This window comes from Paludibacterium sp. (assembly GCF_019232825.1).
Lineage (GTDB): Bacteria > Pseudomonadota > Gammaproteobacteria > Burkholderiales > Chromobacteriaceae > Paludibacterium.
This window is the reverse complement of sequence record NZ_JAFAND010000060.1, coordinates 1-24,683: the sequence shown is the minus strand read 5'-3', so window position 1 is coordinate 24,683 and position 24,683 is coordinate 1. Positions and strand designations below refer to the sequence as shown.

At 64.8% G+C, this 24,683-nt stretch carries 23 protein-coding genes; 15 read left to right on the top strand and 8 right to left on the bottom strand.

Translation table 11 applies throughout. From position 1 onward, the window contains the following. Positions 1-271: 271 nt before the first annotated feature. Both JOZ06_RS07880 and JOZ06_RS07875 read left to right on the top strand, forming a co-directional pair. Positions 272-1,489 carry an ROK family transcriptional regulator gene (locus JOZ06_RS07880; protein ID WP_293230993.1) on the top strand — a complete coding sequence of 406 codons (1,218 nt, stop codon included), beginning with the start codon at positions 272-274 and terminating at the stop codon, positions 1,487-1,489. 421 nt (positions 1,490-1,910) lie between these two features. Then, positions 1,911-4,361, top strand: a complete 2,451-nt coding sequence (locus JOZ06_RS07875; RefSeq protein WP_293230990.1) for an FAD-dependent oxidoreductase — start codon at positions 1,911-1,913, stop codon at positions 4,359-4,361. 10 nt (positions 4,362-4,371) lie between these two features. Here JOZ06_RS07875 and JOZ06_RS07870 read toward each other — a convergent pair whose 3' ends face one another. After that, positions 4,372-6,078, bottom strand: coding sequence for a ClcB-like voltage-gated chloride channel protein (locus JOZ06_RS07870; RefSeq protein WP_293230987.1), 1,707 nt, complete (start codon positions 6,076-6,078; stop codon positions 4,372-4,374). A 125-nt stretch (positions 6,079-6,203) separates the two neighbouring features. Between JOZ06_RS07870 and JOZ06_RS07865 the strand changes: the two genes are divergently transcribed. After that, a complete protein-coding gene (locus JOZ06_RS07865) occupies positions 6,204-6,806 on the top strand; it encodes a purine phosphorylase (protein ID WP_293230984.1) in 603 nt (200 codons plus the stop codon). Between the two features lie 78 nt (positions 6,807-6,884). Here the strand turns inward: JOZ06_RS07865 and JOZ06_RS07860 are convergent, their stop codons facing one another. Further along, a complete protein-coding gene (locus tag JOZ06_RS07860) occupies positions 6,885-7,769 on the bottom strand; it encodes a LysR family transcriptional regulator (protein WP_293230981.1) in 885 nt (294 codons plus the stop codon). 109 nt (positions 7,770-7,878) lie between these two features. Between JOZ06_RS07860 and JOZ06_RS07855 the strand changes: the two genes are divergently transcribed. Both JOZ06_RS07855 and JOZ06_RS07850 read left to right on the top strand, forming a co-directional pair. Continuing rightward, positions 7,879-8,394: a phenolic acid decarboxylase gene (locus tag JOZ06_RS07855; RefSeq protein ID WP_293230978.1), complete on the top strand. Its 516-nt coding sequence runs from the start codon at positions 7,879-7,881 to the stop codon at positions 8,392-8,394. A 9-nt stretch (positions 8,395-8,403) separates the two neighbouring features. Beyond that, on the top strand, positions 8,404-9,366 hold the full coding sequence (locus JOZ06_RS07850) for an alpha/beta hydrolase (RefSeq protein WP_293230975.1): 963 nt from the start codon (positions 8,404-8,406) through the stop codon (positions 9,364-9,366). A gap of 15 nt (positions 9,367-9,381) precedes the next feature. On the opposite strand, the gene JOZ06_RS07845 is transcribed toward JOZ06_RS07850, so the two are convergent. From JOZ06_RS07845 to JOZ06_RS07825, 5 genes are all read right to left on the bottom strand, one after another. Further along, positions 9,382-10,275 (bottom strand): hypothetical protein, encoded by an 894-nt coding sequence (locus JOZ06_RS07845; protein ID WP_293230972.1) that lies wholly within the window; start codon positions 10,273-10,275, stop codon positions 9,382-9,384. Then, positions 10,265-11,152: an SMP-30/gluconolactonase/LRE family protein gene (locus JOZ06_RS07840; protein ID WP_293230969.1), complete on the bottom strand. Its 888-nt coding sequence runs from the start codon at positions 11,150-11,152 to the stop codon at positions 10,265-10,267. Before JOZ06_RS07840 ends, JOZ06_RS07845 begins: the two co-directional genes overlap by 11 nt. Positions 11,153-11,164: 12 nt before the next feature. Beyond that, positions 11,165-11,929: an SDR family oxidoreductase gene (locus tag JOZ06_RS07835; protein WP_293230966.1), complete on the bottom strand. Its 765-nt coding sequence runs from the start codon at positions 11,927-11,929 to the stop codon at positions 11,165-11,167. 19 nt (positions 11,930-11,948) lie between these two features. Continuing rightward, positions 11,949-13,670, bottom strand: coding sequence for an L-arabinonate dehydratase (gene araD, locus JOZ06_RS07830; RefSeq protein WP_293230963.1), 1,722 nt, complete (start codon positions 13,668-13,670; stop codon positions 11,949-11,951). Between the two features lie 110 nt (positions 13,671-13,780). Further along, the gene (locus tag JOZ06_RS07825; RefSeq protein ID WP_293230960.1) at positions 13,781-14,740 is read right to left on the bottom strand and encodes a LysR family transcriptional regulator; all 960 of its coding nucleotides are present in this window, start codon (positions 14,738-14,740) and stop codon (positions 13,781-13,783) included. A gap of 114 nt (positions 14,741-14,854) precedes the next feature. On the opposite strand from JOZ06_RS07825, the gene araD1 reads away from it, so the two are divergent. The 10 genes from araD1 (at position 14,855) to JOZ06_RS07775 (ending at position 24,205) form a co-directional block, all read left to right on the top strand. Further along, positions 14,855-15,865 carry an AraD1 family protein gene (gene araD1 / locus JOZ06_RS07820; RefSeq protein WP_293230957.1) on the top strand — a complete coding sequence of 337 codons (1,011 nt, stop codon included), beginning with the start codon at positions 14,855-14,857 and terminating at the stop codon, positions 15,863-15,865. Continuing rightward, on the top strand, positions 15,862-17,301 hold the full coding sequence (locus tag JOZ06_RS07815) for an aldehyde dehydrogenase family protein (protein ID WP_293230954.1): 1,440 nt from the start codon (positions 15,862-15,864) through the stop codon (positions 17,299-17,301). Before araD1 ends, JOZ06_RS07815 begins: the two co-directional genes overlap by 4 nt. Before the next feature lie 113 nt (positions 17,302-17,414). Next, a complete protein-coding gene (chvE, locus tag JOZ06_RS07810; RefSeq protein ID WP_293230951.1) occupies positions 17,415-18,473 on the top strand; it encodes a multiple monosaccharide ABC transporter substrate-binding protein in 1,059 nt (352 codons plus the stop codon). A 114-nt stretch (positions 18,474-18,587) separates the two neighbouring features. Continuing rightward, positions 18,588-20,120, top strand: a complete 1,533-nt coding sequence (gene mmsA, locus JOZ06_RS07805) for a multiple monosaccharide ABC transporter ATP-binding protein (protein WP_293230949.1) — start codon at positions 18,588-18,590, stop codon at positions 20,118-20,120. A gap of 24 nt (positions 20,121-20,144) precedes the next feature. Then, a complete protein-coding gene (mmsB, locus tag JOZ06_RS07800; protein ID WP_293230946.1) occupies positions 20,145-21,314 on the top strand; it encodes a multiple monosaccharide ABC transporter permease in 1,170 nt (389 codons plus the stop codon). Beyond that, positions 21,314-22,243, top strand: coding sequence for a 2-dehydro-3-deoxygalactonokinase (locus tag JOZ06_RS07795; RefSeq protein ID WP_293230943.1), 930 nt, complete (start codon positions 21,314-21,316; stop codon positions 22,241-22,243). Before mmsB ends, JOZ06_RS07795 begins: the two co-directional genes overlap by 1 nt. A gap of 5 nt (positions 22,244-22,248) precedes the next feature. After that, a complete protein-coding gene (locus JOZ06_RS07790) occupies positions 22,249-22,890 on the top strand; it encodes a 2-dehydro-3-deoxy-6-phosphogalactonate aldolase (protein ID WP_293230940.1) in 642 nt (213 codons plus the stop codon). Between the two features lie 75 nt (positions 22,891-22,965). After that, a complete protein-coding gene (locus JOZ06_RS07785) occupies positions 22,966-23,292 on the top strand; it encodes a metalloregulator ArsR/SmtB family transcription factor (RefSeq protein WP_293230937.1) in 327 nt (108 codons plus the stop codon). A gap of 86 nt (positions 23,293-23,378) precedes the next feature. Next, positions 23,379-23,720, top strand: a complete 342-nt coding sequence (locus JOZ06_RS07780) for an antibiotic biosynthesis monooxygenase family protein (RefSeq protein WP_293230934.1) — start codon at positions 23,379-23,381, stop codon at positions 23,718-23,720. Positions 23,721-23,746: 26 nt separating this feature from the next. Beyond that, on the top strand, positions 23,747-24,205 hold the full coding sequence (locus JOZ06_RS07775; RefSeq protein WP_293230931.1) for an SRPBCC domain-containing protein: 459 nt from the start codon (positions 23,747-23,749) through the stop codon (positions 24,203-24,205). Positions 24,206-24,290: 85 nt separating this feature from the next. On the opposite strand, the gene JOZ06_RS07770 is transcribed toward JOZ06_RS07775, so the two are convergent. Beyond that, on the bottom strand, positions 24,291-24,683 hold a 393-nt coding region (locus JOZ06_RS07770; RefSeq protein ID WP_293230928.1), incomplete at its 5' end, for a hypothetical protein.

Below are 24,683 nucleotides of genomic sequence, written 5' to 3'. Positions count from 1 at the left end.
TTTTCTCCCTGTAACGTGAAGAGCGTTGATTTCATTGAAAGAGACTACCGATTCTCGATCGTCGTGATGTTGTTATATGACGTCGACGTCTTGAATGATAGGAAGGTTTCTTTACTAATGCAACGATGGCATAAATCATACGGTTACGTTCGAGAAAACTGTCGCAACAGCGCAAATGCCTCCATATAAAGATAAGGCGCCGCCTTGGCGGGTAATGCTTGCTCTTGCGATGGGGCGTTGTTAGCATTTTCGCGAACTTAATGAAGACGCCATGAAAACAAAAACCAATCATGCCAGCCGGCTGTCGGTGCCGGTCACCCGCGGCCCGGCGTTTGTACGCCAGGGCAACGAATGGGCGATCTACCAGCATCTGCTGGCATTGACGCCCGCCTCCAGCCCGCAATTGGCGCAAAGCACCGGGCTGTCCAAAGTCACCACCTCGGCAGCGCTGAACAATCTGGAGCGCTTGGGGCTCGTTACGCAAACCGGCGTGCGCGTCGGCAGCGCCGGCCGTTCGCCCAGGCTGTACGCGCCGCGCGCGGAAGCGGGCTTCGTGGTGGCGTTCGACATGGGGGCCGAATGGACCCGCGGCGCCTTGGCCGATCTGACCGGACGCGTCGTGATGCGCCAGGACCGGCGTACGCCGGCCCGCACAACCGATTTGATCGCGTTGCTGGCCCACATGGTGGCGGCCATGCTGGCCGATCACGGTATCGAGGCGGACGATGTGCTGACCAAGGTGATCGGCTCGCCCGGCGTGCTCGACGTCGAGAAGGGCTGCTTGCGGCTGGCGGGCAACCTGCCGGGTTGGGAGCGCGAGGATCTGCTGTCTCAGTTGCAGCAGGCGCTGGGCGCCGATCTGATCATCGACAACGACATCAACCTGGCCACGCTGGGCGAGCAGAAATGCGGCGCCGGACGCGAGGTGGAGAACTTCGTTTTCATGTCGATCGGCACCGGCGTCGGCCTCGGCATCGTGGCCGAGGGCAAGCTGCATCGTGGCGCGGGCGGTTTCGCCGGCGAAATCGCCATGCTGCCGCCGGCGCCTGATTCGGGCACCTTGCCGCCGGTGGGCGCGCCCCACCGCGGTCTCTATGAAACCTGCGCCGATGCGCGCGCCATTGTTGCGCACGCGCATCAGCTTGGCCTGCCGTTCGCCAGCGCCGAAGCGGTGTTCGCCGCCGCCGACGACGGCGACGCGCGCGCGGTCGAATGCGTTGCCGAGGAAGCGCGCCAGATCGCCTGGGCGCTCAAGGCCATCATCCCGATTCTCGATCCCGCGCTCGTGGTGTTTGGCGGCGGTATCGGGCGCAACAGCAAGCTGCTGCTGCCGAAGATCCGCCAGCATCTGGCCGAGTTCCTGCTGATTCCGTTGCCCGAATTCGCCGTGTCGACCACCGGCACCGACGCGGTGCTGCTCGGGGCGATCGAGCATGGGCTGGATCACGCCCGCGTCAAAGCGTTCGAACAGCGCATGGAGCAGCCTTGAGCTGGGAGTAGCAAAACCTTAACGGCGGGAGTAAAAGCCTGTCCCACTCCCGCTTTCAAGGTGTTGCCGTTACTCCCGCCGTGGCGGCGCGCTCAGGCGCAATGGCGGGAGTGAAAGCAAAACCTTAACGGCGGGAGTAAACGCCGGCCTCCACTCCCGCTTTCAAGGTGTTGCCGTTACTCCCGCCGTGGCGGCGCGCTCAGGCGCAATGGCGGGAGTGAAAGCAAAACCTTAACGGCGGGAGTAAAAGCCTGTCCCACTCCCGCTTTCAAGGTGTTGCCGTTACTCCCGCAGTTGATATCCGCGCAAGCGCAACGGCGGGAGTAAGCCCTCCCGACTCTCCACTCCCGATTTTTTATTTTTCTATTTAACTACTTAGTTAAGTACGATTATAATCAGGAAAATCCTCGGAGACCAAACCATGCGATACGTGATCATCGGCGGCGTCGCCGGCGGGGCCACCGCCGCCGCGCGTCTGCGCCGCAACGACGAACAGGCCGACATCGTGCTGATCGAGCGCGGCCCCGACATCAGCTTTGCCAACTGCGGCTTGCCCTATCATCTGTCCGGCGAGATCGCCGAGCGCGAGCAACTGCTGGTGACGACGGAAGCGGCGTTTAGCCAGCGCTATGCGGTGACGGTGAAAAGCCGTACCGAAGCGGTCGCCATCGATCGCATCGCCAAGACCGTGCGCTTGCGCGATCTGACGACCGGCATGGAAACCGATCAGCCGTACGACAAGCTGTTGCTGTCGCCGGGCGCCGAGCCGGTGCGGCCAAGTTTGCCCGGGCTCGATCATGTGCGCGTGCTCACGTTGCGCAATCTGTCCGATCTCGACCGTATCAAGGCGCTGCTCGATGCGCGTCAACCGCGCCGCGCGGTCGTGGTGGGCGGCGGCTTCATCGGCGTCGAAGTGGCGGAAAATCTCCAGGCTCTCGGCATTGCCGTCTCCTTGGTCGAGGGCGCCGAACAGATCCTGGCGCCGCTCGATCCGGAAATGGCCGCCATCGTTCAGGCGCACCTGCGCGATAAGCAGGTGGCGTTGTCGTTGGGAGACCGCCTCGAACGCATCGAGCACCCAGGCGAACACAGCGAGGTAGTGCTGCACGGCGGCCAGCGCCTGCCGGCGGACATCGTCATCCTGGCCATCGGCGTGCGGCCCGAAGTCGCGCTGGCGCGCGCGGCGGGGCTTGTGCTCGGCCTGAGCGGCGGCATCCTGGTCAATCCGTTCATGCAGACGTCGGACGCCGCTATTTACGCGGTGGGCGACGCGGTCGAAGTGCGGCACGCGGTCAGCGGGCAGCCTGCCTTGATTCCGCTTGCCGGCCCGGCCAACCGTCAAGGGCGCATGGCGGCCGACAACATGGCCTTGGGCAACCTGCGCGCTTATCGCGGCACGCAAGGCACCGCTATCCTCAAGGTGTTCGATTACGCCGTGGCGTCCACCGGACTGAACGAGAAGCAGCTCAAGACGATCGGCCTGCCGTATCACGCCATCGTTACCCATGGCATGGCGCACGCCGGCTACTACCCGGGCGCGCACCCGCTGGCGTTGAAGCTGCTGTTCGCGCCGGACGGCAAGATTCTTGGCGCGCAGGCCGTCGGCGTCGAAGGCGCCGATAAGCGCATCGACGTGATCGCCACGGCGATGCACGGCGATCTGCGCGTCTCTGATCTAGCCGACCTGGAGCTGGCCTATGCGCCGCCGTACGGTTCGGCCAAAGATCCGGTCAACGTTGCCGGCTACGTGGCGCAAAACGTGCTCGAAGGCCGTCAGCACATCATCGATTGGGCAACGCTGCGCGATATGGCGCCGGGCAGCGTGCAGTTGGTCGACATACGCACCCCGATGGAGTTCGCGTTGGGCAGCATTGCCGGCGCACGCGCCATCGAGCTGGATCAGTTGCGCGCGCGTCTGGGCGAGCTGGACCCGGCGCGCCCGGTGGTGGTGTTCTGTCAGGTAGGCCAGCGCGGCTATCTGGCTTCTCGCATCCTCAAGCAGCACGGCTTTGCCGACGTGCGCAACCTGACCGGCGGCTACAAGACCTGGGCCGCCGCCACCGCGGTGCATGATGCGGTTGAAGCGGGGGACAGCGAGGACGGCACGCCCTCGGCGCCGGTGTGCGCGGTGGCCGAAGCCGGGGTTGTCCGTGAACTCGATGCGGTCGGGCTGCAATGCCCCGGCCCGATCATGAAGACTTACCAGACTATCGAGGCCATGCGGGCGGGCGAATTGCTGCAGGTGACCGCCTCCGACCCGGCCTATGGCCGCGACGTGCGCGTCTGGGCCGAAAAAACCGGCAATCAGGTGCTGACGGTCAATGCCGACAAGGGGCAGGTCACGGCGCTGATCCGCAAGGGCGCGGCCTTGCCGGCCGAAGCGCCGCCGGCGGCCGTGGGCGACAAGACCACGCTCGTGGTTTTCAGCGGCGATCTAGATAAGGTGATGGCGGGCTTGATCATCGCCAACGGCGCGTTGGCGATGGGGCGGCCGGTGAGCGTGTTCTTCACTTTCTGGGGGCTCAACGTGTTGCGTAAGGCCGCGCCGCCCGCATTGAAGAAGTCCTTCATGGACCGGCTATTCGGCGCCATGATGCCGCGCGGGGCGGGGCGGCTCAACTCGATCAGCAAGATGAATTTCGCCGGCATGGGCGCCCGGCTGATCCGCAAGGTGATGCGCGACAAGAACGTCGACTTGCCGGCCAAGCTGCTGCAGGACCTGGTGGCCGGCGGCGCGCAGCTGATCGCCTGTCAAATGTCGATGGACGTGATGGGCATTCGCCAGGAAGAGCTGATCGACGGCGTCGAGCTGGGCGGCGTGGCCACCTTCCTCGGCGCGGCGGGCGAGTCGCGCACGGCGCTGTTCATTTAAGCGGCGCGACTTAGCGTTCCGCCAGCAGGCGCAGCCGGTCGAGCACGTTGCGCTTGCTGACCACGCCGAGAAAACGGCGGTGGTCGAGATTGTCGACCACCGGAATGCGCTCCAGCGGGCTCATGGCGAACATTGACCAGGCATCCTTCAGGCTGGCATGCGCCGGCAGCAGATCGAATGCGGTCTCGATCAGCGGCCCGACCGGGGCCTCGCGCCGCTCGGGCGCGGCGCAGATCAACGCGGCCAGTTGATGGATGGAGACAGCGCCGAGAAATTGGCCCGCTTCGTCGACCACGTAGAGGTAGCGCGTGCGCGTCTGTTCAAACTGCCGGCAGGCCTGGTCGATGGTGGTGGCTGGCGTCAGATGCCGGATCACGGGTTCCAACAGCGCCATCAGCTCGGTGTCTGGCAGCGCTTGCACCTTGGCCTGATGGGCGTGCCGCCGGTTCAGCACGTCATACAGCGAACGCGAGCGCAACGCGCGCGATACCGCGTAGGCCAGGATGCTGCCGGCCATCAGCGGCAGCAACAGCTGCGCGTTCATCGTCATTTCAAACACCATCAGGATGGCCATCAGCGGCGCATGGCTGACCGCCGCCATGAAGGCGCCCATGCCGATGAGCGCGATCAGCGTGGCGTCGCCCTGCGGCAACGCCGGGATCAGTGCGGCGGCTCCGGCGACCATCGCCCCCAGCGCCGCGCCGATGAACAGCGATGGCGTGAAAATCCCTCCGACCGCGCCCGCGCCGACGATGAGCGCGGTAGCGGCGATCTTGGCCAAGAGCGCCAGCGGCACTGGGACCGACAGCGCTTGGCCTTGCAGGATGCCGATAATCGGCGCGTAGCCATTGCCGCATACCTCCGGCACCCAAACCGCGATGCCTCCCATCAGCAACCCGCCCAGCGCCATGCGCCAGGGCAGCGCCAGCGGCAGGGCGCGGAACTGCCGCTTGCCGAACGCGAGCAGACGCAGAAAGAGCGGGGCCAACACGCCGGCGGCGAGGCCGAGCGGCACGACCAGCACGTATTCGCCAAGCCCCGGCGAAGCGAGGCCGGACACCAAGGCAAACGGCGCGTCGTGGTTGCTCAGGGCCAACATCGTGAGTGACGCCGCGACGGACGAGGCGAACAAGGGAATCAGCAGATCGACCGTGATGGCGCCCAGCACGATTTCGGCCACGAACATCGCGCCGGCCAGCGGCGTATGGTAAACCGACGCGAGCCCGGCAGCGGCGCCGCAGGCGGTCATCAGCTTGAGTTGGCGCTCGTTGGCCCAGCGTCGCCCGGTCAACGAGCCGGTCAACGCCGCCAACTGCACCATGGCGCCTTCGCGGCCGATCGACCCGGCCGAGACGATGGACGCCAGCGACGACAGGCTGCGCAGCAGGGAGGGCATGAGCGCGATGCGGCCGTCGCCACTGGAGACCGCCTCCATGTAGTCGTTCTCGACTTTGTCGTAGCGGCGGTTGACGAGCCAAAGGATGATGCCGGCCAACAGGCCGCCGAGGGCGGGCACGGCCAGCCGCCAGCCGCTGGGCAGCCGCGCCACGATGTGGGTGATGTCCTGCGACGAACCGAAGAGCGCCTGATCCGATAGATCGATGGCGCGGCGGAACACGCCGGTGACGCCGGCCGCCAAGATGCCGATCGGCACGGCGAAGAGCAGATTCAGGGCGATGCCGCCAAAGCGGTCGCGGCAACGGGAAGCGGGCGGCATGCGTGGGCCAGTCCTTCGTATGAGCGGACGCGTAGTGATGATCGATCGATATTATAGCCAAGACGGTTGAACGAACGGAAAACCGCGTGCCATGGCATAATCGGCCTCCTCCAAGGCAACCGTGGATGATCGAGATGAAGACCGTGGTCATGTTTCCAACGGCGACTGAAGCGCGCCTTTTTTCACGCCCAGGTGTTGAGACCGTGATCAGCGGCGTCGGCCTGACCGCCACCGCCTACGCCACGCTGAAAGCCATCCGCGAGCACGCGCCGGACGTGCTGATCCTGGCCGGCGTCGCCGGCATGTATGCGCACGCGCCGCTTGCCATCGGCGACACCGTGCTGGTCGAGAGCGAATGCGAGGCCGACCTCGGCTTTTTTACGCCGGAGGGCTTCCGCCATCTGGCGCATCTGGCCATCGACATGGATTTCGATGTCCGCCACACGCTGGCTTGCCCCTACCTGCCGGACTCGCCGCCGCTGCCCTTGGCGCGCAGTCTGTCGCTCAACGCCGCGCTGGCGCCGTTTATCGACACCGCGCACGCCGAGATCGAGAACATGGAGGGCGCGGCGTTTTTCCATGTCTGCTTGCAGGAAGGGCAGCGCTTCTATGAGGTGCGCTCGATTTCCAACGTGGTCAAACTGGGCCACGACGATTGGGATCTGGATGCCTCGGTGGCGAACCTTACCGAGGGTTTGACGCGGTTGATCGACAGTTTGCGGGAGTAGCGTGCTTGGGCATGGTATGTGATGTGTATATCAGATGAACCTGGTATCCGGGTGCCCTATCTGATTTGATTGCGGGCTTTACCCGATATTTTGGTGTGCATCCATCCTCAGTAGCAGGTCGGCCAGCGCCCGCGTCGCCGGGCCGGCCTGCTCGACATCGGCAAACACCAGGCTGAGCGGAATGGAACGCTTGGCGCCGGTTCTTAGCGGCAGTGGGCACAGCGTCCCGCCGGTCAGGTCGTCGGCAATGACATGCCGTGGCAGCCAGCCGAAGCACAGGCCGGATAGCACCGCTTCCCGGGCCGACTCCACCGTGTTCACCGACCATTGCCGGCGCTTGCCCTCGTCCCCCGTATGCGCAGGCTGCTGACTATCCTCCAGCCGGACTTGCAGATGGGGGGCCAGATCAGCCGTCGACAACGTCGTTTGTCCCGCTTGCAGCAGCGGATGGTCATGCGCCGCCACGGCGAGGAGTTCGACGTCCGCCAGCCGGTGCTCTGCCAAAACGGTCGTTGTCTGGAACACGATGGCCAGGTCGCTGCGCGCGCGTGCTTGTTCTGCGTTTAGCCGCATCACCTCGCTGAGCTCGATCTGGGTATGAGGAAAATCGGCAGCGAAGCGTTTTAGCACGGCGAACAGGCTGCGCTTGGGATAGGCGCTGTCGACCGCGAAGCGCACGCAAGCTTGCGTGCCCTGCGTCAGCGCCTTGGCACGGGCTTCCAAGCCGTCGAGCTGGGTAATCAATGGCCGGGCGTCGCGCAGTAGCGCGGCGCCGGTCTCCGTTAGCCGTACTTTGCGTCCTTCGACCTCGATCAGCGTTGCCCCCAGCCGTTCCTGCAATTGGGCGATGGCGTAGCTGACCGCCGATTGGCTGCGATGGAGTTGCGCGGCGGCGCGGGTAAAGCCGCCGGCTTCGATCACCGTTTGCAGTACCTGCCATTGCTCCAGCGTTGTCTTGTGCATTATTTCAATCGAAAAATCGAATTAAATTACACTAATAATAGCGTTTTTTAATTCATTTATCAGGGTATATCATGGTGACATCGATTGACTGAATCAGGAAAGACTCATCATGACCACGCAACAAACCGCTACGCAAGATTTGGCCGGGCTGATCGGCAAACATCTGGTTTACACCTACGACAACGGCTGGCAATACGAGATTTACGTCAAAGGCAGCGATGTGTTCGACTACCGCATCCACAGCGGCATTGTCGGCGGACGCTGGGTTACCGATCAGCAGGCCTTCATCCGTGCCGTCGGCGCCGACGTATACAAGATTTCCTGGGACGAGCCGACCGGCACCTGCGTCAGTCTGACCGTCAATCTGTCGCGCAAACAGCTGCATGGCGTGATCTTCTTCCCGCGCTGGGTGATCGACGATCCGAAAAAGACCGTCTGTTACCAAAACCAGCACCTCGATCAGATGCGCGCCTATCGTGACGCCGGCCCGACCTATCCGAAAGCCGTGATCGACGAGTTCGCCACCATTACCTTTGTCGAGGACTGCGGCCCAGGTCGCGACGACGTGATCAACTGTCCGCCGTCGGCGCTGCCGGCCGGTTTTCCGCTGAGCCGTTCGAACTAAGGAGCCGTGATGACACTTCGCACCCATTTACTGGCGGCGCTGTTTCCCGCCATGCTGGGCACTGCCGCGCTGGCGGCGCCGGGAGATAGCCGCGTGCTCGACGTCGCCATGACGCGCATGCCGGTCGATTTGATCTCGAACGTGGTGTTCTCGCAGCCGTCCGAACTGGGCTACGAGCATTTGGCGCTGAAGATGGACATCTTGCGTCCGAAAACGCCGCGTCCGGCGCCGGCCATCGTTTTCGTCACTGGCGGCGGTTTCCTTCACGCCAACAAGGATCGCTATTTGCAGCAGCGCATGGATCTGGCCGAGGCGGGCTATGTCGTGGCAAGCATCGAGTATCGCGTCGCGCCGCTGGCAACCTTCCCTGCGCCGATCATCGACGTGAAATCGGCGATCCGTTATCTGCGCGCCAACGCCGCGCGCTATCACGTCGATCCTAGCCATGTCGGCGTGCTGGGCGATTCGGCCGGCGGCTACCTGGCCGCCATGGCCGGGGTAAGTAACGGCGTGAAGGCGTTCGACCAAGGCGAGAACCTCGATCAGTCGAGCGATGTGCAAGCCGCGGTGGATCTGTATGGCCTATCGGATCTGACCCGTGTGGCGGAGGGTTTCCCCGAAAACGTGCGCAAACTGCATGCCTCGCCGTCGGCGCCGGAGGCGATGTGGGTCAACGGCCCGGCGGTCTTCGGCACGGGCGGCGACATCAACACCAATGCGGACAAGACCGAAGCCGCCAACCCGTTGCATTACGTCAGCCATCAGGCTGCGCCGTTCTTGTTCATGCATGGCGACCAAGACACGCTGGTATCGCCGCGCCAGACCGAGCTTCTGCACCGCGCCCTGATCGCACAAGGGATCGACAGCACCCGTTATGTGGTGAAAGGGGCGCAGCATGCCGGCGATTATTGGCTGCAGCCGGCCGTGACGCACGTGGTGGTCGATTGGTTCGACCGTCATCTCAAGCCTTAGCGTTCCTTGGGCGGGTTACCGGATTTGCCAACGATAGCGGCAGCTGAGCGCCAGCGTGTCGCCCGGTCTGAGCCAGTGGCCGCCGCGCTGGGCCGGGGGCGCGTCGGCGTGGTTGGCGAAGTCCGGCACGTGGGTGCAAGGCGCCAGGCAGAAAAAATCCTGTTCCGCCGGGGTGTAGAGCGCCACGAAGCGGCTATCGGCCTGTAGCCGCAGCGTGTGGCTGCCCCAGTCGATGTCGGCTTGGCGTTGCCAGCCGTAAAAGGTGTTGTCGAGCGCGCGCCAGTCCGGCGACCAGCCGAATTGCAGGTGGCGGCGCAAGGCTGTGGCGGGCGTGGGCTGCAACGGCAAGACGGCGTCGTCGGTCCGCCACATCCCCGCGGTCAGTAAGCGGATGCGGCAGTCGGGCGTGCGCGGGAAGTAAGGGTGCAGGCCCAGTCCGCAGGGGTGCGGCAGCGGGGCATCGCCTAGCAGCGTCAGCCGCAGCGTGTGGCTGAAGCCGCTATCGTCCAAGGTGATGGTTTGTTCGGCCAGGAAAGGGAAGGGCCACTGGCCGCTGTCGACCGTCAGCGTCAACCGGGCGGCGTGTTCGCCGAGCGATTCCGTCTGCCAGGGCAGGCGCCAGCCGATGCCGTGCAGGCTGTGGCGAGTGCCGTCGGGCAAGCGGTGCCATTGGCCGTCGCTGCCGAGGTAGCGGCCATCGCGCACCCGGCCGCCATGCGGCAGTAACGGAAAACACGCCATGCCCTCGGCCAGGCCTTGGCACAGCGCCTCGGCGCTGGCTGGGCGCAGCCAATGCCGCCGTTGTCCATCCTGCTCGCTGAAGCAGCGGGCGATGCTGCCGCCGATATCCGGCGCCAGTTCCAGCCGCAACGCGCCGTGGCGCAGGGTCAGCAGCGGTTCAGCCGCCATATTGCCACGCGGGCAGGCCGCGCACCCCCTGATTGTCCAATTCGAATAGGCCGCCCGCCAGCGGCTCGTTCTCCAGTTGCGCGGCGCTCAAGCCGTCGCGGGCGCTGGTGACGATCAGCCGGTCGAGCCCGGGTCCCGCGAACGTGATGCTGGTCGGCTGCGACACCGGCAAGGCAATGCGGCGCAGCAGCCGGCCGTCGGCGTCGAAGCGCGAGACGCAGCCGGCGCCCCAATGGGCGACCCACAGCGCGCCCTCGGCGTCCACGGTCATGCCGTCGGGAAAGCCTTCCTGTTGGTTAAAGCGTTTCCATTCGCGCCGTGCTCCCAGCGTGCCGTCGGCCGCCAACGGATAAGCGTAGATCGTCGCGAGCGCCGTGTCGGTGTGATACAGCGTGCGCTGGTCAAGACTGATGGCCGGTCCGTTGCAGATGCGATAGCCGCGATCGACGGTATGGAGGCTGCCGTCGGTATCCAGCCGGTACAGGCAGCCGTCAGGGCGGCGGGTATCGCGATCGTTCATCGACCCGGCGAAGATCTGTCCGCCCGGGCCTGCCTTGGCGTCGTTTAAACGCATGGCGGGTTGGTCCGGGTGAGGATTGACCCGCCGCCGTAGTTGCCATGGGTTGGTTTGCAGCTCGGCGATGCCGTCTTGCAGCCCCACCACCAGTCCGCCGGCGGCGCGCTCGACCACCCAGCCGACCGGCGCCGGCAGCAGCCAACTGTCGAGCGCGCCGCTGTCGAGCGACAACGCGTAGAGCGTTGCGGCGCGGATGTCGACGAAGTACAGACGGCGGTCGCGTGCCGACCACAACGGCCCCTCGCCTAGTGTGGCTTGTACGCCGAGCAGCAGGCGCGCCTCGGTCCCGTCTCCATTCATCGCGCCCATGCCTCAGGTCCAGCCGGCATCGACGACGAACTCTTGCGCCGTGATCATGCGGCTGTCGTCGGCCGCCAAAAACAGCGCCATGTTGGCGATGTCCTCGCCTTGCAGACGGCCGGGCAGGCATTGGTTGTCGTCCAGCATCTTCTCGCCGTGGGCGTCGACCCACAGTCGCAGCTGTTTCTCGGTCATCACCCAGCCGGGCGTCAGCGTGTTGACGCGCACGCCTTGCTTGCCCAGGTCGCGCGCCAGCGCGCGGGTCAGGCCGATCATCGCCGACTTGCAGGTTTCGTACACCGGATAGCCGGCGCCCTTGATCTTCCAGCTGATCGAACTGAGGTTGACGATCACGCCGGCGCCGGCCGCGGTCATGTCCGCCGCCGCGCATTGCGTGGCGAAGAAATGCGCGCGCAGGTTGATGGCGCTCATCTGGTCGAAATAATCGAGGGTCACGTCTTCCAGCCGGTGGCGGTCGTCATTGGCGGCATTGTTGATCAACACCTGTATCGACCCCAGCGCGGCGCGCGCCTGCAGGATGGCGCGGCGGATCTGGTCGACGTCGGTCATGTCGCACGGGAGAAACAGCGGTGTCGGCCCCACGGCGCTGGCGGCGCGGGTGACCGCTTCGGCCGCTTCTGCGTTGCGGCCGGTAAAGGCCACGCGCGCGCCTTGGCGGGCAAAGGCGTGCACGATGTCGGCGCCGATGCCGGAGCTGCCGCCGCTGATGAAGACCGTCTTCCCCTCCAGACTGGGGTAGCTAGCATAGTGTGTCATGCCAAACCTCTACTTAAAGTCAGTGTGATTCGCGCGGCACCGGGGCGCCGCTGCCGCCTACCAGGAAATCCAGGTCCGCGCCCAGATGGGCCTGCTGCACGTGCTTGACGTACAAGTGATACCAGCCGCGCTCGGGCTGGGTCGGTGCTACCCATTGCTCTCTCCGCCGCGCGAGCTCCGCGTCGCTGACGTGCAGGTGCAGCTTGCGCGCCGCCACGTCCAATTCGATCAAATCGCCGTTTTGCACCAAGGCCAGCGGCCCGCCGATAGCGGCTTCGGGCGAGGTGTGCAGCACCACCGTGCCGTAGGCGGTGCCGCTCATGCGCGCGTCGGACAGGCGCACCATGTCGGTGATGCCCTTTTGCAGCACCTTGGGCGGCAATTGCATATTGCCCACCTCGGCCATGCCGGGATAGCCTTGCGGCCCGCAATTCTTCAACACCAGCACGCAGTGCTCGTCGACGTCCAGCGCGGGGTCGTCGATGCGGGCGTGATAGTCGTCGATATCCTCGAACACCACCGCGCGGCCGGTGTGGCGCATCAGCGCCGGGGTGGCGGCGGAGGGCTTGATCACCGCGCCGTCGGGTGCCAGGTTGCCCTTGAGCACGGCGATGCCGGCGTCCGGCTTGAACGGTTCCCCAAGCGGGCGGATGACGTCGCGGTTGTAACAGGGCGCCTCGGCGCAGTTGGCCACCAAGGTATGGCCATTCACCGTCAGCGCGTCGGGATGGAGCCGCGCGGCGATTTCGCGGATGACCGCCGGCAGGCCGCCGGCGTAGTAAAAGTCTTCCATCAGGTATTGGCCGGAGGGCTGCAGGTTCACCAGGCACGGCATCTCGCGTCCCAGCGCGTCCCAGTCCTCCAGTGTGAGCGGCACGCCGACGCGGCCGGCGAGCGCCAGCAAGTGGATCACCGCGTTGGTGCTGCCGCCGATGGCGGCGTTGACGCGGATGGCATTCTCGAACGCCTGGCGGGTGAGGATCTTGGACATCGTCAGGTCTTCCTTCACCATCTCGACGATGCGGCGGCCGGTCAGCTGCGCCAGGCGGTTGCGCCGCGCGTCCACCGCCGGAATGGCGGCGTTTTCGGGCAGCGACATGCCCAGCGCCTCCACCATGCTGGCCATGGTCGAGGCGGTGCCCATGGTCATGCAGCTGCCTTTGGAGCGTTGCATGCACGATTCCGAGGCGACGAATTCCTCCATGGTCATTTGTCCGCCGCGCACCATCTCTGACATCATCCACACGCCGGTGCCGGAACCGACGTCCTTGCCATGGAATTTGCCGTTGAGCATCGGCCCGCCGGACAAGCCGATCGTGGGCAGGTCGCAACTGGCGGCGCCCATCATCAGCGCCGGGGTGGTCTTGTCGCAGCCCATCAGCAGCACCACGCCGTCGATGGGATTGCCGCGGATCGATTCCTCCACGTCCATGCTGGCCAGATTGCGAAACAGCATGGCGGTGGGGCGCAGCTGGGTTTCCCCGAGCGACATCACCGGGAATTCCAGCGGGAACCCGCCGGCTTCGTACACCCCGCGCTTGACGAACTCGGCCAGTTCGCGGAAGTGGCCATTGCAGGGCGTCAACTCCGACCAGGTGTTGCAGATGCCGATCACCGGACGGCCATCGAATAGGTCGTCGGGGTAGCCCTGGTTTTTCAGCCAACTACGGTGCATGAAGCCATCCCGGTCCTGTTTGCCGAACCAGCCCTGACTACGTAACGGTTTTTTTGTTGCGGTCATGATGCGTTCCTTGAGGCCGCACGTGCTCGTGCATGATGGGCTGCATCTTAATCAGGGCTTCCGATATTGTTCCAATGAATAAATCGGCTCAATAGATATTGAAAAACGTATCAATCTGCGCGAGCGGCGGGATAAATCTCGCTGGCGACGTCCTTGAGCGCGGTCAGCACGATGTCGGCGCCGGGCGACAGATGGTGGTCGCGCCGGGTGATGAAACCGAATTCATCCATATTGCTCGGCAGTTCCAGCGGCAGAATCTTCAGCATACCGTAGCGGCTGTAGTGGCCGGCCAGGCGCTGGGCGATCACCGCCAGCATGTCGGTCGATTCCAATAACGCCGTGGTCATCAGTTGCGATGCGGTTTCCACCACGTTCATCGGCGGTTCCAGGTTTCCTTGGCGAAAGGCCATGTCGACGCGGTGGCGCAGCACGCTGCCGACCGGCGTGAGGATCCAACCCATGCCGGCCACGTCGCGCAGGCTCAGTCGCGGCACGCCGAGCAAGGGGTGCTCCGGCCGGCAGGCGATGACGATCGGCTCCTCGGCAATGCGTTCGTAGATCAGGTTGGTTTTATCATGTTGCTGCAGCAGCCTGCCGATGACGATGTCGAGCTTACCGGCCAGTAACCGCGGCAGCAGCATGTCGCTGGTGTCGACCGCGACGTGAATGTCCAGCAGCGGGTATTGCTGTTTGACGCGGGCGATGGTGCGCGGCACCAGCTGGGCGCCGGGGTCGGTGATGGCGCCCAGCCGCACCTGACCCATACGACCGGATTTCAGCGCGCTGATCTCGTCTTGGGCCTGATTCAGGCTCGATAGCACCATGCGCGCGTGGCGGATCATGATCTCGCCGTACCAAGTGGGCTTCATGCCGCGCGGTAGGCGCTCGAACAGCGCCACCCCCAGCGTGTCCTCCAGTTCCTTTAATAGCTTCGATGCCGCCGGCTGCGTCATCAGCAGCGCCTCGGCGGTGCGGTGGATGTTGCGCTCTTCGTCCAGGGCCACCAATAGCAGTAGCTGGCGGGTTTTCAGCCGCGCGCGAATGAACCAATTGGAATAATTCCCCGCCATGCTCTCCCCTTTGCGATATCGATTTTGCTATTGATATTAGTCATTATTTCATTAGAAGCATATCTATCTGTCGGATAGCATGCAGCAAATATCGATCTCGCGGGAAAGGTCATCATGCTGCTGATTCAATACCTGGATCCACAACAGCGGTCCTGTGTCGGGCTGCTGGCGGAGGATGGCGAGTCCTGTCGTCCCATCCTGGGCGTGGCGTCCAGTTATGACTTGGCGTGGGCCGCGATCGCCGCCGGTCACGACTTGGCGACGCAGGTGGCCAGCCGTCACCAGGGCGAGCCGGTGTCCTACGCCGCGCTGGAGCGGGCGGGCGCGCTGCTGCCGCCGCTGACCCACGCGGACGTCGCGCATTGCCATGTCACCGGCACCGGCCTCACGCATTTGGGCAGCGCCGCCACCCGTGACCAGATGCACCAGGCGCAAGCGCAGGCCGAAGCCGGCGGCAAGGCGGTGACCGACAGCATGAAGATGTTTCAGTGGGGCATGGCCGGCGGCAGGCATCGTCCGGGACAACCGGGCACGCAGCCGGAATGGTTCTATAAGGGCGACGGCAGCATCGTGACCGCGCCCGGACAAGCGCTGCCTTCGCCGGATTTCGCGCTCGATCATGGCGAGGAGCCCGAGCTCGTCGGGTTGTATCTGATCGGTCCGGACCACCGGCCATACCGACTCGGTTTCGCCGTCGGCAACGAGTTTTCCGATCACGTGACCGAGCGCAAGAATTACCTCTATCTGGCCCATTCCAAGCTGCGACCCTGCGCCATGGGCCCGGCGCTGCGGGTGGGCGCGCTGCCGGCCGACCTGACCGGCGAGAGCCGTATCGAGCGGCGCGGCGAAGTGCTGTGGCAGCGCCCGTTTCTGACCGGCGAGGCCAATATGTGCCACAGCATCGCCAACCTGGAATACCACCATTTCAAATACGCGCAATTTCTGCAGCCGGGCGATGTGCACCTGCATTTCTTCGGCACCGCCACGCTGAGTTTCGCCGACGGCGTGTGTGTCGAGGCCGGTGACACCTTCGTGTTGTCGTTGCCCGGGTTTGGCCCGGCGCTGCGTAATCCGGTCGCGTCGCGGCCGTCGTCCTTTGCCATCGAAGGGGTGGTGAGTCTATGAGTCTGCCTGTCTATCGCAACTACATTAATGGCCGCTGGCTGCACGGCTCCACCGTGGGCCTGGACGAGAATCCGTCCGAGCTGGACGCGCCGGTGGGCGAATACGTGCGCGGCAGCGCCGCCGACGCCAACGAGGCGATCGAAGCCGCCGCCGCCGCGCAGCCGGTGTGGGCCGACTGCGGCGTGCAGCGCCGCGCCGATCTGCTGGACGCGGTGGGCAGCGAACTGCTGGCGCGCAAGCAGGAGCTCGGTCTGTTGCTGGCGCGCGAGGAGGGCAAGACGCTGCCGGAGGCGGTGGGCGAGGTGGCGCGCGCCGGGCAGATCTTCAAGTTTTTCGCCGGCGAGGCGCTGCGTGTCCCCGGCGAGAGCCTGGCGTCGGTGCGCCCCGGCATCGAGGTCGAGATCCGCCGCGAGCCGGTCGGCGTGGTGGGGCTGATCACCCCTTGGAATTTCCCGATGGCGATTCCGGCTTGGAAGATCGCGCCCGCGCTCGCCTATGGCAACACCGTGGTGTTCAAGCCGGCCGAGCTCGTGCCCGGCTGCGCCTGGGCACTGGCCGATATTTTGCACCGCGCCGGCGTGCCGGCCGGGGTATTCAACATGGTCATGGGCAGCGGACGCCAGGTTGGGCAGGCCATCGTCGGCCATGCGCTGGTCGACGCGGTCAGCTTCACCGGCTCCACCGCGGTGGGCCGGCAGATCCGCGAGACGGCCGGCGGACGCGGCGCGCGGGTGCAATTGGAGATGGGCGGCAAAAACCCGCTGATCGTGCTGAACGACGCCGATCTGGACGTCGCCGTCAACGCCGCGGTCAATGGCGCCTTCTTTTCCACCGGCCAGCGTTGCACCGCGTCGAGCCGCCTGATCGTCGAGGAGGGCATTCGCGACCGTTTCGTGCAAGCAGTCCGGCTGCGCCTGGCCGCGCTCAAGGTGGGCAATGCCGTGGGGCAAGGGGTGGAGATGGGGCCGGTGGTGGACGAGCGGCAACTGCAAACCGACCTCGATTACATTCGCGCCGGCGTCGATGAGGGGGCCGAGCTGCTGTTCGGCGGCGACCTGCTGCCGCTCACGCCGCGCGGCCATTACCTGCAGCCGACGCTGTTCGCCGGCGCGCCGTCGATGCGCATCGCCCGCGAGGAGATTTTCGGACCGGTGGCGGTGGTCATGCCGGCGGCGTCGTTCGAACACGCGCTGCAGCTGGCCAACGACACCGAGTTCGGTCTATGCGCCGGCATCTGCACGCAGTCGCTCAAGTATGCGAGCCAGTTCAAGCGCCAGTCGGCGGCTGGCATGGTGATGGTGAACCTGCCGACGGCCGGCGTCGATTATCACGTGCCGTTCGGCGGCCGCAAGGCCTCCAGCGCCGGTCCGCGCGAGCAGGGCCGCTACGCGGCCGAGTTTTACACCTCGGTGAAGACGGCTTACACCGCCGCCTGAACCGGGCAGCAGGGTTGTAACGCAGTACCCGCCCCGATGCCGGGGCATGAGGCAAACCGCAATCCGGCGCTGTCCGGCTGCGCGCTAACTAAAACAGCACAGAGGAGATGACCATGAAACAACACGCCATAGGCCTGCTGCTGGCAGCCGCCACCCTGGTGCCCAGCTTCGCCCATGCCACCGATAAGGGGCTGGTGGCGATTTCCATGCCGACCAAATCGTCGGCGCGCTGGATTTCGGATGGCAACAATATGGTGAAATTCCTGCAGGAGCGCGGCTATCGCGCCGACCTGCAGTACGCCGAAGACGATATCCCCAACCAGTTGGCCCAGATCGAGAACATGATCACCAAGGGGCCGAAAGTGCTGGTGATCGCGCCGATCGACAACAAGTCGCTGACCGAGGTGTTGAGCAAGGCGGCGAGCAAGGGCATCAAGGTGATCGCCTATGACCGTCTGATCCGCGATACCAAGAACGTCGACTATTACGCCACCTTCGACAACTTCCAGGTCGGGGTGCTGCAAGGCGGCTACATCACCCAGGCGCTGCATCTGTCGGCCGGCAAGGGGCCGTACAACATCGAGCTGTTCGGCGGCTCGCCGGACGACAACAACGCCTACTTCTTCTACAACGGCGCCATGTCGGTACTCAAGCCGTACATCGACAAGGGCAAGCTGGTGGTGCGCAGCAAGCAGATGGGCATGGACAAGGTATCGACCTTGCGCTGGGACGGCGCCACCGCTCAGTCGCGCATGGACAACCTGCTGAGCGCCAATTACGGCAACGCCCACCTCGACGCGGTGCTGTCGCCGTACGACGGCATCAGCATCGGCATTCTGTCCTCGCTCAAGAGCGTCGGCTACGGCAGCGGCGGCAAGGCGATGCCGGTGGTGACCGGCCAGGATGCCGAGCTGCCGTCGGTCAAGTCGATCCTGGCGCATGAGCAGTCGGCCACGGTGTTCAAGGACACCCGCCTGCTGGCACGCGACACGGTCGGCATGATCGACGCCATGCTGAGCGGGCAGAAGGTACCGGTCAACGACACCAAGACCTACAACAATGGCGTCAAGGTGGTGCCGGCGCTGTTGCTTAAGCCGGTCAGCGTCGACATCAGCAACTGGAAACAGGTGCTGGTCGGCGGCGGCTACTACCGTGAAGACCAGATTCACTGACGACCCCTGCGTTTTGAGGCCCGCCGTCCGTCGCATCGCGCCGATGCGACGGACGGCGGTGGTTGACGCTGGCCCGGCTGATGGCTGGCCGGGCTTATCCGCATAGGTGGCAGGGTGGAAACGATTCTGGAAATGCGCGACATCACCAAGGAATTCCCCGGTGTCGTCGCCTTGAGTCACGTCAATCTCAATGTCCGCGCCGGCGAAATTCACGCCATCGTCGGCGAAAACGGCGCGGGCAAGTCGACCTTGATGAAGGTGCTGAGCGGGGTCTATCCGCACGATTCCTATCAGGGCGACATCGTGTTCGACGGCGAGGTGCAGGCGTTTCGCGGCATCGCCGATTCCGAGCGCCAGGGCATCATCATCATTCATCAGGAACTGGCGCTGGTGCCGCAGCTGTCGATCGCGGAAAACATCTTTCTCGGCAACGAGCCGGCCCGGCACGGCGTGATCGACTGGGCGCAGGCGCATACCCGCACCCGGACGCTGCTCGACATGGTCGGGCTCGCCGAATCGCCGTCCACGCCGGTGTCCGAGCTCGGGGTGGGCAAGCAGCAATTGGTGGAAATCGCCAAGGCGCTATCGAAGAACGTGCGGCTGTTGATCCTGGACGAGCCAACGTCGAGCTTGAACGAAACCGACAGCGACGCGCTGTTGGATCTGCTGCTGGAGCTGCAGCGCGAAGCGGGCGTGACCTGCATTCTGATCTCGCACAAGCTCAATGAAATCGCCAAGGTGGCCGACCGCATCACCGTCATCCGCGATGGCGCCGTGATCGAGACCATGGATTACGCCCAAGGCGATATCAGCGAGGGCAGGGTGATCCAGCGCATGGTCGGGCGCGAAATGTCCGACCGCTACCCGCGCCGCGCGCCGAAGATCGGCGACGTGGTGTTCGAGGTACGCGACTGGCGCGTGCAGCATCCGAGCCAGCCCGACCGGCTGGCGATCAAAGGTATCGATCTATCGGTGCGCAAGGGCGAGATCGTCGGTATTGCCGGGTTGATGGGCGCCGGCCGCACTGAACTCGCCATGAGCGTGTTCGGCCGCACCTACGGCAAGCACCTCGGCGGAGAAGTGCGGCTCCACGGCCGCGCCGTGGACGTCAGCACCGTGCGCAAGGCGATCGACCACGGCATCGCCTACGTCACCGAGGACCGCAAGGCGTTGGGGCTGATCCTGCACGACGACATCGCCCGCAACATCAGCCTGCCCAACCTCGCGCGCGTGGCGCAGCGCACGGTGATCGACCGTGGCCGCGAATTCCGCGTGGCGGAGGAGTTTCGCGCCAAATTGAAAATCCGTTCCTCCGGCGCGACCCAGCCGGTGATGGATCTGTCCGGCGGCAATCAACAGAAGGTGGTGTTGAGCAAATGGCTGTTCTCGCAGCCGGAAGTGCTGATTCTGGACGAACCGACGCGCGGGGTGGACGTCGGCGCCAAATATGAGATTTACACCATCATCAGCCAGCTGGCCGCCGAGGGGAAATGCGTGTTGATGATCTCGTCGGAGATGCCGGAGCTGCTGGGAATGTGCGATCGCATCTATGTGATGAACGAGGGGCGGATGGTGGGCGAATTCGCCGCCGGGGACGCGACGCAGGAAAACATCATGGGCGCCATCGTGCGCGCCGCAGGGAGTTGATCAATGAGTGACGAAACGGTAATCATGCCCACCGCGAAAAAACAATACAGCGGCTTCTTGCGCAAGAATCTGCGCGAATACGCGATGTTCCTGTCGCTGTTGGCGATCATGCTGTTCTTCCAGATCAAGACCGAGGGCACGTTGATGATGCCGCTCAACTTGACCAACCTGCTCTTGCAGAACAGCTACATCGTCATCATGGCGCTGGCGATGCTGCTGGTGATCGTGGCCGGCCACATCGACCTGTCGGTGGGGTCGGTGGCGGGCTTCATCGGCGCCTTGGCGGCGGTGCTGATGGTGCAATACCAGTTGCCGGTGATCGCCGCGGCCGCGCTGTGTCTGCTCTGCGGCGCGGTGATCGGCGCAGCGCAGGGGTATTTCGTCGCCTACCACCGCATTCCCGCCTTCATCGTGACGCTGGCGGGCATGCTGGTGTTCCGCGGTTTGACGCTGACACTGCTCGACGGCCAATCGATCGGCCCGTTTCCCGACATTTTCCAATTGCTGAGTTCGGGCTTTATTCCCGAGTTCATCCAACCGCAGGGCTTGAGACTGACCTCGCTCATGATCGGCGTCGCCGTGGCGCTGGTGTTGCTCGCGCGCGGCGTGCGCCATCGTCAGGCGCACCTGCGCCATGGCATGGAGGACGAGCCGGGGGCGTTCTTCTGGCTGAAAATGGCGGCGATCACCGCGTTCATCCTGTTTTTCAGCTACAAGCTGTGCGACTACAAGGGGCTGCCCAACGTGCTCATCATCATGGGCGCGCTGGTGGCGGTCTACCACTTCGTCACCAATCACACCACGCTCGGGCGCCGCGTCTACGCGCTGGGCGGCAATGAAAAGGCGACCCGCCTCTCCGGCATCGACACGCGCCGCCTGGCGTTCTACACCTTCGTCAACATGGGCGTGTTGGCGGCGCTCGGCGGGCTCGTGTTCGCCGCGCGGCTCAATACCGCCACGCCCAAGGCCGGGCTCGGCTTCGAGCTGGACGTGATCGCCGCTTGCTTCATCGGCGGCGCCTCGGCCTCGGGCGGAGTGGGCAAGGTGATGGGCGCGGTGATCGGCGCCTTCATCATGGGGGTGATGAATAACGGCATGTCCCTGCTTGGCATCGGCATCGATTATCAGCAGGTGATCAAGGGACTGGTGCTGCTGGGGGCGGTATGGGTGGACGTGTATTACAAGAACAAGTGATGTCGCCCGCCGCTCTCATCGGCGTCGACTGGGGCTCCAGCAACGCCCGCGCCTTTCTGTTCGGCCGCGATGGCAGCCGGCTTGCCGAGCGCGCCGCCGCCATCGGCATCGCCCGTCATCAGGGCGAAGCTTGCGCCGGCGTGCTGGCCGACTGGCTGCGCGATTGGCTGGACGATTATCCCGGCGTGCCGTTGTTGTTGTGCGGCATGGTCGGCAGCCGCAACGGCTGGCGCGAGTGCGCCTATCTGCCGACGCCGGCGGCCCCGGCGCTGCTGGCCGGCAGCCTCCACGCCTTCGACTGGCGCGGGCGCGGGGTGGCGATCGTGCCGGGGGTGTGTCACGACAACCCGCTCGACGGTTTCAGCGACGTCATGCGCGGCGAGGAAACCCAGATCGCCGGGCTGCCGGCGGTGTGCCCGCAATTCGACCAACTGGATTGGCTGCTGATGCCGGGCACGCACTGCAAGTGGATACGGCTGCGCCAGGGGGGCATCGTCGAGCTTGCCACCTATATGACCGGCGAGATGTACGCGCTGCTGCGTCAGCATAGCCTGCTCTCCGGCTTGATCGACGATGGCGGCGCGTGGCGGGTCGAGCCGTTTTTGCAGGGCGTTGAGGCGGCGGTGGCGCATCCCGACTGGCTGCACCAGTTGTTCGGCGTGCGCGCCCGCGGCGTGCGGGACGCCATGCCGCCCGATGCGCTGGCCGGGTGGCTGTCGGGCTTGCTGATCGGCTATGAAATCCAGGCCGCGCTGGCCCGCCCAGCCGACGCGCCCGCCAAGCTATGCGGCATTGTCGGCGCGCCGCGCCTGGCACGCTGCTATGCGGCGGCCTTGCGGCATTTTTCCATCGAGACGGTCGCCATCGACGGCGATCAGGCGGTCGCGGCCGGACTGTGGTCGCTCGCCCGGCAGGCGGGGTGGGTATGAGAGGTGTGACGATAAATCGCACGGCGGAACCGCCGTTGAGCTTCGCGGCCGCCATGGCGGCGCTGCCGCTGGTGGCCATCTTGCGCGGCATCACGCCGGACGAGGTCGAGGCGGTGGCCGAGGCGTTGTATCAAGCCGGCTGGCGCATGGTCGAGGTGCCGCTCAATTCGCCCGAGCCGTTGGAAAGCATCCGCCGGCTCAGCGCGCGCTATGGCGCGCGCATGCTGGTCGGCGCGGGTACGGTGCTCTCCGTCGCCCAGGTGTCGGCGGTGGCGGCGGCCGGCGGCCGCTTGATCGTGGCGCCCAATCTCGATTTGAACGTGTTGGCGGCGGCGCATGACCAGGGCTTGGCGACGTTGCCGGGGGTGCAGACCGCCAGCGAGTGCTTTACCGCGCTGCGTCATGGCGCGTACGGGCTCAAGCTGTTTCCCGGCGAGGCGGTGCCGCCCGCGGCGCTCAAGGCGCTGCGCACCGTGTTGCCGGCCGAGGCGCGGCTGTTGCCGGTGGGCGGGGTGACGCTGGCGAGCGTACCGGTATGGCGCGACGCCGGCGCCAGCGGTTTCGGCATCGGCGGCGCGCTGTACCGGCCAGGACAGCCGCTGGCCGAAACCGCGGCGAAGGCGGTTGCGTTTGCGCGAGCGATGTAGCCGATGATCTAAAACCGCCGTTGACTTATTCATAACCCGCGAGTTATATTTATTCATAACCTAGGAGTTATGGATATGTCGCCATCCTCACCTGATGCCCTTTTTTCCGCGTTGGCCGACCCGACGCGACGCGCGATTTTCCAACGGCTCTCCCAAGAGGGGGAGTTGACGGTTCGCGCGTTGACCGACCAGGCCGGCGTTTCCCAACCCGCTGTGTCCAAGCATCTCGCCGTACTCAAACGCGCCGGCTTGGTAAACGACCGGCACGCCGGCCGCGAGACGCATTATCGCGTCCAGATCGACGGATTGGCGCCGCTCATCGATTGGGTCGGACTGTATGCCGCGTTTTGGAAAGCGCGGCTGGATTCCCTCGAAGACCTGCTGCAGCGGATGGACAACTGACAAGACGGCGGGCATCCCGCGCGACCCCTTTTATCATCACCGTCCCGGACGGCCCCCTATACTGACCCTCAGCAAAGGAATGAGATATGACTGCTCACCCCACCTCCACGATCGACGCGGACAGCGGCGTCGTTACACTGATCAACCTTTATGAAGTAGAGCCGGAGAAGCAGGCCGAGCTTGCCCGTCTGTTGGCTGAAGGCACCGAAAAGGGCATGCGGCACTTGCCTGGCTTCATTTCCGTCAACATTCATCGGAGTTTCGATGGCAAACGTGTTGCGAACTATGCGCAATGGGCGTCGAAGGCGGATTTTGACAACATGCTCAAGAATCCAGAAGCCCAGGCTCAAATGAAGCAGTTCGCCGCGCTCGCGAAAAGCGTGTCGCCGGCGCTCTATCAAGTGACGTCTGTCCACAGCCAGGCATAACGCGCGACGCGTTTTCGGAGAGGGCGATGCAACGATCTCACACGTTAGCCAGCACGGCTCGTTCCTTGGTGTTCGAGCGGCTGATGCCTCATCCGCCCGAAAAGATCTGGCGGGCGCTTACGCAATCATGGCTGATGAAGGAATGGCTGATGGAGAACGACTTCGTCGCGGAGGTCGGCCATCGCTTTACCGTCCGTGCGGCGCCGCTTCCCGGCTGGTCCGGGGTGACCCATTGCGAGGTGGTCACAGTGGATGCGCCGCGCCGGTTGGCCTATCGCTGGGGCGATGGCACCGAATCCGTCAACCACCTCGTTACGCTGGTCACGTGGACCCTCGTTCCGCAAAATGACGGAACGCTTGTCCGGATGGAACAATCCGGCTTCGGCCCGGATGACGGCCATAGCTACGAGCGCATGGGCGGTCGATGGCCCGACATGCTTGCCCGTCTGGAACACGTCACGGGCGGTGCCGAAACGAACGGTTAGAGAAAATTTCCATGTCGCCCTAAGCGCAAGCACCCGCCAATCAGCCCAGCGGATTGGCGGGTGCTTGCGCTTAGGGCGTGGTCCGCTATTCGGCTCCGGCCGCCAAAGGCGGTGTTGGGTTGGCGCAGTTGGGGTTGCTTAGGCTGGTGTAGCGGCCATAGGCAAAGTCGGCATTGTAGTGAACGCCAGGTGTCGGCGTGCTGCCCCCCAACAAGGAAATCTGCACCGTGTACCAGCCCTGCACGCCGCGCGGCACCACCACCAGCGGCCGAGGGTCGGCCGCGGAGCGACCGAAGTTGCGCCATACCGTGCCATCGGGCGCGACTACCACCACCTGCATTCTCGCGCTTTGATTGAACACGTCCAGGCGCAGGCAATACTGCGGCGAGCTGTGAACCTGCAGCACGAACGGCTCGACGCTGCCGCCGGGGTTGGTCGAGCTGGTGGTGACGTTGGCGTGCAGAACCGTGGCATCGCA

Excerpts from the sequence above, each read along its gene's own strand:
- JOZ06_RS07815 (WP_293230954.1), top strand. The coding sequence starts at position 15,862 with ATGAGTCTGCCTGTCTATCGCAACTACATTAATGGCCGCTGGCTGCAC.
- JOZ06_RS07870 (WP_293230987.1), bottom strand. The coding sequence starts at position 6,078 with ATGCCGCCCGCTTCCCGTTGCCGCGACCGCTTTGGCGGCATCGCCCTG.
- JOZ06_RS07835 (WP_293230966.1), bottom strand. The coding sequence starts at position 11,929 with ATGACACACTATGCTAGCTACCCCAGTCTGGAGGGGAAGACGGTCTTC.
- JOZ06_RS07845 (WP_293230972.1), bottom strand. The coding sequence starts at position 10,275 with ATGGCGGCTGAACCGCTGCTGACCCTGCGCCACGGCGCGTTGCGGCTG.
- JOZ06_RS07860 (WP_293230981.1), bottom strand. The coding sequence starts at position 7,769 with ATGCACAAGACAACGCTGGAGCAATGGCAGGTACTGCAAACGGTGATC.
- JOZ06_RS07795 (WP_293230943.1), top strand. The coding sequence starts at position 21,314 with ATGTCGCCCGCCGCTCTCATCGGCGTCGACTGGGGCTCCAGCAACGCC.
- JOZ06_RS07875 (WP_293230990.1), top strand. The coding sequence starts at position 1,911 with ATGCGATACGTGATCATCGGCGGCGTCGCCGGCGGGGCCACCGCCGCC.
- JOZ06_RS07780 (WP_293230934.1), top strand. The coding sequence starts at position 23,379 with ATGACTGCTCACCCCACCTCCACGATCGACGCGGACAGCGGCGTCGTT.
- JOZ06_RS07825 (WP_293230960.1), bottom strand. The coding sequence starts at position 14,740 with ATGGCGGGGAATTATTCCAATTGGTTCATTCGCGCGCGGCTGAAAACC.
- JOZ06_RS07855 (WP_293230978.1), top strand. The coding sequence starts at position 7,879 with ATGACCACGCAACAAACCGCTACGCAAGATTTGGCCGGGCTGATCGGC.
- araD (WP_293230963.1), bottom strand. The coding sequence starts at position 13,670 with ATGACCGCAACAAAAAAACCGTTACGTAGTCAGGGCTGGTTCGGCAAA.
- JOZ06_RS07880 (WP_293230993.1), top strand. The coding sequence starts at position 272 with ATGAAAACAAAAACCAATCATGCCAGCCGGCTGTCGGTGCCGGTCACC.
- JOZ06_RS07850 (WP_293230975.1), top strand. The coding sequence starts at position 8,404 with ATGACACTTCGCACCCATTTACTGGCGGCGCTGTTTCCCGCCATGCTG.
- araD1 (WP_293230957.1), top strand. The coding sequence starts at position 14,855 with ATGCTGCTGATTCAATACCTGGATCCACAACAGCGGTCCTGTGTCGGG.
- JOZ06_RS07775 (WP_293230931.1), top strand. The coding sequence starts at position 23,747 with ATGCAACGATCTCACACGTTAGCCAGCACGGCTCGTTCCTTGGTGTTC.
- mmsB (WP_293230946.1), top strand. The coding sequence starts at position 20,145 with ATGCCCACCGCGAAAAAACAATACAGCGGCTTCTTGCGCAAGAATCTG.
- JOZ06_RS07865 (WP_293230984.1), top strand. The coding sequence starts at position 6,204 with ATGATCGAGATGAAGACCGTGGTCATGTTTCCAACGGCGACTGAAGCG.
- JOZ06_RS07785 (WP_293230937.1), top strand. The coding sequence starts at position 22,966 with ATGTCGCCATCCTCACCTGATGCCCTTTTTTCCGCGTTGGCCGACCCG.
- chvE (WP_293230951.1), top strand. The coding sequence starts at position 17,415 with ATGAAACAACACGCCATAGGCCTGCTGCTGGCAGCCGCCACCCTGGTG.
- JOZ06_RS07840 (WP_293230969.1), bottom strand. The coding sequence starts at position 11,152 with ATGAATGGAGACGGGACCGAGGCGCGCCTGCTGCTCGGCGTACAAGCC.